We start from the raw sequence: 3,264 nt of genomic DNA, 5'->3' as shown, positions 1-3,264 counted from the left end.
GATATCCATGGTGGTGGCGTTGCCAGCTACAACCAGGTTTCTTTTATTAAATCATTTATATAACAGATCAATGCACCGGGCCCTTTTAGGTTCGGGGAAATATATCTGTTGAACAACAAGTCACCTTTAAACCAAAATCTGAATAACATGAACAAGGCAGGCGCCCATGCTGCATAATACCCGATGAATTATTAAACCAAAATCTGACGCAAGGCTGCCTGCCGCAATATTTCTTATATATCTAAACCAAATTGAAACCGTATGAAAAAAGGTTTACTACTATGGCTTTTATTAGCCATTGGTGTGGTGCATGCCTATGCCCAGACCCGAACGATTACAGGTAAGGTAACAGATGCAACGGATGGTCAGGACCTGCCAGGCGTATCTGTAATCATCAAAGGCACTAAAACCGGCGTGGTATCAGGCGCCGACGGTAAGTTTTCCATCCAGGCAGATGCCAATGCCATCCTGCAATTTTCTTTCGTAGGCTATGAAACAAGGGAAGAAAAAACAGGTAACCGTCAGAACATCCAGGTTGCTTTAACCGCCAGCAATAAAATACTGAGCGAAATACTGGTAACCGGTTATGGAGAGCTGAAAAGAAAAGACGTCACCTCTTCCGTGAGCCATGTATCAGCCGGACTCGTAAACAGCCGCCCTGGTACCAGCTTTGACCAGGCCCTCACCGGCCGCGCTGCCGGTGTGAATATCAGCACCAACTCCGGTGTACTGGGCGATAACGTAAACATCCGCATCAGGGGGGTTAACTCCATTACCAACAGCACACAGCCACTGGTAATAGTAGATGGTATCCCGGTGAACTCGTTGAATAACCTGAACGTTTTCAACAGTGGTAATGGTACCCGTTATAACCCGCTGGCAGATATCAACCCGAACGACATCGAATCAGTAGATGTACTGAAAGATGCCGCTGCCAGTGCCCTGTATGGTTCCCGTGCCGCTGCAGGCGTAATTGTTATCACTACCAAAAGAGGTAAAAACGGCACCATTAGCGTAAACTATAATGGGTATGTAGGCGCCAGCAAGGCGGCGAGATTGCCTAAACTGCTGAACGGCGACGACTTTACTATTATCCAGAATGAAAAAGCAAGGAATGCCACCAAAACAGGTGGTACCGCGCCTATCCTGGCTAAAGACATCGACCTGAACGGCGATGGTAAACCAGACCGTACTAACTGGCTGGACGAAGTGTTCCGCACCGGTGTTATCCAGAACCACCAGTTATCATTAACAGGCGGTACAGAGAAAGCAAAATTTTATGCCTCCGGCGAATATGCCGATCAGCAGGGTATGGTACTCGTAAACCGCTTACGCAGAGGAAGTATCCGTATGAACCTCGATGTTACGCCAAAGAAATGGCTGAAATCAGGCATTTCCCTCTACACTTCCAAATCACTTAATAATGGTGTATTGTCCGACGGGTATCTTGCAGGATCTACTTTCTCCGCCTATAACGCGATGCCAAACGTACCGGTATATGACAAGAGCGGCAACCTCTATATCAAGTCCAGCAACGGGGACCTTGCAGATGGTAACAATATCACCACCGCTAAACTGAACCGTTTTTTCCATCCGCTGTCTAACCTGGAATATGGAAGAAATGATAACACTTCTACCCGTGTGCTATCGAGCATTTACGTGGAAGTGGAACCTATTACCGGTTTGAAGATCACTTCCCGTTTTGGCGTGGACATGGTACAAAACTTTGAAGACCAGTACAGTGGTCCCTTACAGGCTGGTTTAGGATTAGGCAACAATGGCCTGGTACAGGAAAACCTCTTAAGGCAGAACCTGTGGAACTGGTCTAACTTTGCCACCTATACGAAATCCATCAACAACCTGCACTTTATCAGTGCTACCATAGGTCAGGAATCCCAACATTCTGAGCAGAAACAATTATATACCGGCCAGGGTAACCTCGCAGATTCTTATTTTAAAGAGATCTATGATGGTTTGTTTGCCGGTGCTGAAAACAGCTATACGGGTGGTAGCAGAATTGCCAAGTCCTTCGAATCTTACTTCGGTAAAGTGGGCTACAACTACGGTTCAAAATACTATTTTGATGCGACCCTCAGGGCAGATGCTTACTCAGACTTCGGTACCAATAACCGCCGCGGTTACTTCCCCGGTGTATCCGTAGGATGGAGAATCTCTGAAGAAGGCTTCTTCAAAGACAATATCTCTGTGATCAGCGACCTGAAACTGCGGGCCAGCTATGGTATAGTGGGTAACTCCAACATCCGCGCCTACGCATTCCGTTCTCTTTATGGCGGCGGACAATACGGCGACGTAAACGGATTTGGCGTTGCACAGATCGGTGACCCTAACCTGCAATGGGAAAAATCAAAGAAACTGGATATAGGCGTTGACGTTACCCTGCTGAAAAACAGGATCACTTTTGTGGCGGATTACTTCCACAGTAACATTGATCACCTGATCCTTGATGCGCCCATTCTCGCTACCGTGGGTACTCCGTGGGATCCGGTTACCGGCGCTGTTGGCTCTATTCTCACTACCAACATTGGTACCATGTGGAATAAAGGCTTAGAACTAACAGTCAATACACAGAACATCACTACAAGGGATTTCAGCTGGAACTCCAGCATCAACTTCACCTTTATTAAAAACAGGGTAACTAACACTGCCGACGGATCAGACATCATCAAAGGAAGCAACAGGGCTGTAGTTGACAGAACCCTCGGCGTATTCAGGCTCATTAAGTGGGGCGGCGTAAATCCTGACAATGGTAATCCCATGTACTACAACGCCAAAGGCGAACTGGTGATGTACAATGTAGATCCTAACGTACCCACCGCACAAAAATGGACTTCTCCCGATGGTACCAAACAAATGGCGCCTGTTACAGCCTCTGATGCACAGTACCTGGATAAATCCGGTTTTCCTACCTGGTATGGTGGTTTCAATAACACCTTCAGTTACAAAGGCATTGACCTGAGTATCCTGCTGCAGTACAGCGGTGGTAATTACGTATACAATGCCACCAGGGCTGCATTGATGAACAACTATTTCCAGAATAACCTGGAAGAGATCAAAAACAGATGGACTCCTGAAAACAGAAACACAGATGTTCCCAAACTGGTACTCTCCGATGCACCTACCAACCAGGCCTCTACCCGCTGGCTGGAAAAAGGCGACTTCCTGAGAGCACGTGAAATCAGCCTTGGTTACACTTTCCCCGGTATTAAAGACAAACTTGGTTTGAACAGCCTGCGTGTATACGGC

1 protein-coding gene is annotated in these 3,264 nt (G+C 47.1%); it reads left to right on the top strand.

The features are described from left to right. Positions 1 to 261: 261 nt before the first annotated feature. Positions 262 to 3,264: TonB-dependent receptor (locus VN105_RS19200; RefSeq protein WP_325643183.1), on the top strand; the 3,003-nt coding region annotated here is incomplete at its 3' end.

This window comes from Chitinophaga sp. (assembly GCF_035564935.1).
In the GTDB taxonomy this organism is placed as follows: domain Bacteria; phylum Bacteroidota; class Bacteroidia; order Chitinophagales; family Chitinophagaceae; genus Chitinophaga.
Note: the sequence above shows the minus strand (reverse complement) of the source record. Positions and strands in the feature narration are given on the sequence as shown.